Annotated in this window: 5 protein-coding genes and 1 pseudogene; 2 read left to right on the top strand and 4 right to left on the bottom strand. The window is 45.8% G+C overall.

The genetic code is table 11. From position 1 onward, the window contains the following. A partial coding sequence (locus ACESM0_RS12340) for a gamma-glutamyltransferase family protein (RefSeq protein ID WP_372906512.1) occupies positions 1–912 on the top strand: 912 nt, incomplete at its 5' end. A 7-nt stretch (positions 913–919) separates the two neighbouring features. Here the strand turns inward: ACESM0_RS12340 and ACESM0_RS12335 are convergent. The 3 genes from ACESM0_RS12335 to hutU form a co-directional block, all read right to left on the bottom strand. Then, complete coding sequence (locus ACESM0_RS12335) at positions 920–1,357, bottom strand: GyrI-like domain-containing protein (protein ID WP_372906511.1); 438 nt, start codon at positions 1,355–1,357, stop codon at positions 920–922. Between the two features lie 436 nt (positions 1,358–1,793). Next, a complete protein-coding gene (locus ACESM0_RS12330; RefSeq protein WP_372906510.1) occupies positions 1,794–2,270 on the bottom strand; it encodes a DUF456 domain-containing protein in 477 nt (158 codons plus the stop codon). A 217-nt stretch (positions 2,271–2,487) separates the two neighbouring features. Then, a complete protein-coding gene (gene hutU / locus ACESM0_RS12325) occupies positions 2,488–4,152 on the bottom strand; it encodes a urocanate hydratase (RefSeq protein WP_372906509.1) in 1,665 nt (554 codons plus the stop codon). A gap of 179 nt (positions 4,153–4,331) precedes the next feature. Between hutU and ACESM0_RS12320 the strand changes: the two genes are divergently transcribed. Further along, positions 4,332–5,573 carry an SPOR domain-containing protein gene (locus ACESM0_RS12320; RefSeq protein ID WP_372906508.1) on the top strand — a complete coding sequence of 414 codons (1,242 nt, stop codon included), beginning with the start codon at positions 4,332–4,334 and terminating at the stop codon, positions 5,571–5,573. A gap of 143 nt (positions 5,574–5,716) precedes the next feature. On the opposite strand, the pseudogene ACESM0_RS12315 reads toward ACESM0_RS12320, so the two are convergent. Then, positions 5,717–5,985: pseudogene (locus ACESM0_RS12315) on the bottom strand (hypothetical protein); the annotation flags it as partial.

The raw sequence follows: 5,985 nt of genomic DNA, 5'->3' as shown, positions 1-5,985 counted from the left end.
TGGGTGGAGCCCATTTCAAGTTCATTCCTGGATAAGAACGTTTATGTTCAACCGCCTAACTCACAGGGCATTGCCCTCCCAATGCAGTTAAAAATGTCGGAGCAACTTGATGTAGCTGAGATGGACCATAACAGTGCAGACTATATTCACACGTTGGTGGAGCTCAAAAAACTGGCATTTGCCGATCGAGACCGCTGGGTGACCGACTTTGACAAAAGTCCGGCACCGCTTGATCAACTTCTGGATGATGAGTACTTAACGGAGCGAGCCGGCCTGGTATCGGATCAGGCAATGGAATCGGCAGAGGCCGGTTTTGGGGATGAAATCGGTTCAGATCCGGCATCGGGTGATGGAGATACCGTTTACCTGATGGTGGTGGATCAAGACGGAAACGCAGTGAGCTGGATTCAGAGTTTATTTTCGAGTTTTGGTTCGAAACTGGTAGAGCCCGAAACCGGGATTGTGCTACAGAATCGCGGAGGCGGATTTACACTGGAAGAGGGACATCCGAATATCATTGAACCCGGAAAACGCCCTTTTCATACCTTAACTCCGGTGATGGTAACTGACTCTGAAGGTCATTTTAATATGACGCTGGGTACGCCCGGAGGTCATGGACAGACTCAGACTCAAATCCAGGTTTTACACAATATCTTCGTTTTTGGGATGCATCCTCAGGAGGCGATTGAGGCTCCACGTTACCGAAGCAATAATGGAACGCGTGTAGCCATCGAAAACAGGATTTCGCTTGAAGTTCGGGATCAACTCAGGCTAAAGGGACATGATTTACAGGTTATAGACGGTTGGAGCGCAACCTTTGGCGGCGCCCAAATGATCTGGCTTGATCGGGAGAACGGAGTACTACGAACCGGCGCCGATCCGCGACGGGAAGCAGCAGCGATTGCCTACTAGATGCGTTCTATTCAGTTATCCTGATATATAGATCGTGAGGAGAATCAGGCAGGCCGGGCAGATAGCCGCGGTCTACTTTAAACTCGTCAGCGGCCATGCGATTTTCTTCAGCCCACTGATACATTTTGCCGAATGACTCGGCAATTTCGGTGAGTGGCCCGGTGTGATGAAAATGCAGATAAGACTGTTTGGGAATTTGAAGAGAGGTCATTCCCGCCGGAACCAGCTGGCCTGTTTTTACTTCTGCACCCTCAATTTGAGTATAGATCTCGTCTTTCACGTTTACAGATATTTCTGTGTAAGTATCTGTGGTTCCATTGGTTAACTCTTCCTTTCGGGTGAAAAGCTGTTCCCATGCAGCGGGGATTTTTTGATGGAGCTCTTTCCAATGGGCTTTAACCTCGATTCCAATGAGAGTGATTTCGGGCAGTGTAACAACTTTCATGGTTTATATGGGCTTGATGTTAAGTGTTATACTTTAAAACCACGGAAGTACGGAATAAAAATGGTGGGTTCTTTCATTTTCCGTGTTTCTGTGGTCCTGAGAGAACTTTACTGGAAATCAAAAAAAGTCTCCCCTAATAAGGGGAGACTAAGAGGGGTGTTCATGATTTTCTTAAAAAACGTAAGTTCGATGTAAGGATTTTAAGTTAGAATATTGAAACCGGACTTTGTTTGAACCACCCCTAAATCACTTCGTGTGAATCGCTTGGCTCGGAGCCCCTCCTTGGAAAATGAGGGGACTTTTGACATCAAAATTCAGATTTATATCTCGAACTTACGTTAAGAGAATTAAATATAGCTTTTACACCCCACCCTCCGTAAACGGAGTACTCCCCTCGAGGGGAGAATTTTTGCTTATAGTATAGTTAAGAGGGATATTAAAATGCATTGACTACAAAATGATAAGCCATGATTATGGCTGCAATCACTTTGATGAAGGTGCTGACAAAAAATCCCAATACGGCTCCCATTGCCGACCGGAGCGCTTCCTGAGAAGTTTTTTTGTTGATCAGTTCACCAACGTACGCACCGATGATCGGTCCGAAAACAATTCCTAATGGTGGGAACATGAAAAAGCCAACGACAGCCCCAATAATACTTCCCCAGATTCCATAAGATGAAGCACCCATCTTTTTCGCTCCGGCCACAGAGGCGATCTGCTCCAAAAACTGAATCATGACTACGATTACTGCCCATACAATCATAAAACGCAAGCTGAAGGGCGGGTTTTCAGTAAATTGAAGCATTAATAAACCAACATAAGAGAATGGGAGACCCGGTAGGATCGGGAGAAATGCACCGATCAATCCGGTGATCATCAAAAGAATTCCGAATATAATGAGGATAGTTTCCATAAGGATTACTTAATCAGCTAAAATTGACGGACGGTTTTTAAAAGCCAATTTAATCTACGAAAGCTTAGTGGAAAAGATTCGTCCGTTGACCCAATACATGGAAATGTTGAAGATTCACCTATGGACTTCGTTAGGAGATATAATATTCGGTTAACGGAATACGATTTGATGTGTGAAATTAGACTAAATCCCCGAGTCAGGCGACTCAGAGTACAAGTTAATCTGTAATTCCGGGCAGATCTACACCTCGTTCTTTGGCTACATCCTGCGCCAGATTGTATCCGGCATCGGCGTGGCGCATAACTCCGCTTCCGGGATCGTTAGTGAGAACCCGGCGCAATCTGCGGTCGGCCATTTCCGTACCGTCGGCAACGCAGACCATTCCCGCGTGAATGGAATATCCAATACCGACTCCACCCCCGTGATGCAGACTCACCCAGCTCGCTCCGCTGGCCGTGTTAAGCATAGCGTTGAGCAGCGGCCAGTCGGCAATGGCATCCGATCCGTCTTTCATCGCCTCGGTTTCCCTATTTGGTGAGGCAACCGAACCGGTATCGAGATGATCGCGGCCAATTACAATTGGCGCCTTGACCTTCCCTTTTTTGACCAGCCAATTGAACTTCTCTCCCATTTCAGCCCGCTCGCCATATTCCAGCCAGCAGATACGGGAAGGCAAACCCTGGAAGTGGATTTTCTCCTGCGCCTCGTGTATCCATCGATGCAGAGCCTCTTTTTCAGGGAAGGTTTCGAGAATCGCTCTATCGGTGACGGCAATATCTTCGGGGTCACCGGAGAGAGCTGCCCAGCGGAACGGCCCGGATCCCTTGCAAAAGAGCGGACGAATATAGGCCGGGACAAATCCCGGGAAATCGAAGGCTTCTTTCATACCACGGTGATCAGCCACCTGACCCCGCAGGTTGTTTCCATAATCGAAGGTGACGGCTCCGCGCTTTTGCATGTCGAGCATGGTTTGAACGTGGGCCACCATCGAATCCAGAACATCGTTTTCATATGCTTCAGGATCAATTTCACGTTTTTCAGCAGCTTGTTCGAGTGTGTACCCGGCGGGGATATATCCAAGCCGGAGATCGTGAGCGGAAGTTTGGTCGGTCAATACATCCGGAATTACGCCTTTATGCATCAGTTCGGGAAGCACTTCTGCTACATTGCCCACTAAACCTACAGACAGTGCCTTTCCATCTGCCTTGGCATTCATCACCTTATCCAAAGCGTCATCCAGATCGGTGCATTTTACATCGCAATAGCCGGTTTTGATTCGCATATCGATCCGGCTCTCATCCACCTCAATTCCCAGAAAAGCCGCACCATTCATAGTGGCGGCAAGCGGCTGAGCGCCACCCATTCCGCCAAGTCCGGCTGTGACCACTAGTTTTCCTTTCAGCGATCCGTCAAAATGCTGCCGGGCACACTCGGCAAAAGTCTCATAGGTGCCCTGCACTATTCCCTGCGAACCAATGTAAATCCATGAACCGGCCGTCATCTGTCCGTACATGGTCAGCCCCATTTTGTCGAGTTTCCGAAACTCTTCCCAGGTAGCCCAACGCGGTACCAGATGGGAATTGGCAATCAGCACCCGCGGAGCTTCTTCATGCGTACGAAAAACGCCAACCGGTTTTCCACTTTGAATCAACAGAGTTTCATCATTTTCCAGCCGCTGCAGTGTTTTAATAATCCGGTGATAGCTTTCCCAGTTTCTTGCAGCCTTCCCGCCTCCACCGTATACGATTAACTCCTCCGGCTTTTCGGCTACATCCGGATCCAGATTGTTCATTAGCATGCGCATGGCTGCTTCCTGATGCCAACCTTTGCAGCTTAGTTTTGTACCGTGAGGGGCTTTGATGTTTTTTTGAACGTTATTCATGGGTTAAAACAATTTAAGCTTAAAAGGGCCTTGTTAAGAAAACTAAATGTGAAAAAATAAGTATGGAGTGTAATTTACTACTAATAAAGAATGAATGGTTGTATTTGGGGTATGAATCTCTACACTACTGAGATTCAGATAGTTACACCAAGAATAGTGAAAATTGATATTTGATTAAAATGACTAGTACAGAGATGAGACGCAGCTTGGGCGTTTTTATAATGCTTCTGCTTTTTGCTGCTGATGGTTTTGCACAGAATAGTAATGATTACAGAAGAGTGAGTCTGTCACTTTACGGAGGAGCTACATTAGGTTATCCGGATGATGTCAATCAGATCTTTGGCAGTAATTACAATACGTTTACTGAAACAACGTACAATTTCGGCGGAGGTATCCAATATGCAATTTCTCCATTCTGGTCGGCTGAATTGGGTTACCGTTACAATACTATTAAGGGTGTTGGTGAGGAGGGTTTCGAAACTGTTATTCATTCTGCATCTATAAAAAATACCTTCAATTTTAATCGCCTTTACCGACGCAACCAAATCTCTGAATGGTTAAACCCTTATCTGATTGTCGGCTTTGAACAGGATTTTTTCAACTATAAGCTTGATGATGAAGAGGTCAGCGGAAATGAGTCAGCTATCCTCGGTGGTTTGGGAGTAGCGTTCAGTATCACAAATTCTGTTGATGTTTTTTCACAGTTTGAAGTAAAAATGGCTTCCAACGGACTGGATAATGAGAGGCGGGGATTCCCTTTCGATCAGGTGGGCATGGCTACCGGCGGAATTCGCATCAACTTTGGACGGGGTGATGCTAAACCTCTTAATCTTTCACCTGCGGTTAAGAGATTAACGGATGACGAGTATGATAACTTTATCCAAAGCACTGAGGAGTTTAAGGCTGCAAGTCAGGAGATAGAGGCTCAGCGTGCCAAGTTGACGGAGATAGAAGAGCAGTTTAATGAGTCTGAAAAGAATAGTCAGGAAAAAATTGAACGACTGGAGGAGTTTACGAGACTCCTTGAAGCCAGAATTGATACGCTCGAATACAGGCTCGATAACCTGGAGGTTTCAGTTGAAGAGAGTGCTCAGGAAAGAGATCAGGTTCTCAAGAGTGAAGTCCCTGCCGGACATTACGTCCAGGTTTTTGCAGCCACAAGCTATGAGGCCGCGAATCGGGTGAAAGAGATTTTCCATGAACTATTGGGTAATGAATTTGAGAACCCTGAAGAAATTGTATTTGTGATTGAAAGAGGCCGATTCTACGAAGTGTTAGTCGGGACGTTCGCACAGTTCGAGGATGCTCAAAGGGCTCACGAAATTGCATTAAACAGACTTTCAGATGCATTTATTATCACATTCCCGCGACCACTGCATCTGGTAGATGAATATCGGGGAACTGCAATAGTTCACGATTAATGTTTACTAAAGTGTTAAAGTGTTTTTCCAGAAACCATTGAGGCAGGCGAGACAAGGTATTAAATAAAGCATCCCCCTTCGAAGGGGGCAAGAGGTTCGTAAGAACCGAGGGAGGATGAACTGTTTATCATTTAAAATTTAACTCACCCTAAAGCACCCATTGGAATAGGGCAGTCCAAAGCTTCGGAAATTGCTCGTGTTAGTTCTTTTTCTTCAATAGACAAAACTTTATCAGAAGAGATGCAGTGAATGATGGCTCTCAAAATATATTTTTTAACCGGATTTGAAGAGGCTGCAAGTTCATCAAGAGCCTGATCGAGTTTTTCGATTGTACACTCATCTTTATTTAAAAGAGAAGTGTCTGCCGGTAGGAGTTTTCTAATCGTTTTTATACCGGCTTCCCATGCCGATT

The organism is Rhodohalobacter sp. (genome assembly GCF_041686455.1).
In the GTDB taxonomy this organism is placed as follows: Bacteria; Bacteroidota; Rhodothermia; order Balneolales; family Balneolaceae; genus Rhodohalobacter.
This window is presented reverse-complemented; position numbering and strand designations above follow the sequence as displayed.

Coding starts and splice junctions, on each gene's coding strand:
- ACESM0_RS12335 (WP_372906511.1), bottom strand. CDS start 1,357: ATGAAAGTTGTTACACTGCCCGAAATCACTCTCATTGGAATCGAGGTT.
- ACESM0_RS12330 (WP_372906510.1), bottom strand. CDS start 2,270: ATGGAAACTATCCTCATTATATTCGGAATTCTTTTGATGATCACCGGA.
- hutU (WP_372906509.1), bottom strand. CDS start 4,152: ATGAATAACGTTCAAAAAAACATCAAAGCCCCTCACGGTACAAAACTA.
- ACESM0_RS12320 (WP_372906508.1), top strand. CDS start 4,332: ATGACTAGTACAGAGATGAGACGCAGCTTGGGCGTTTTTATAATGCTT.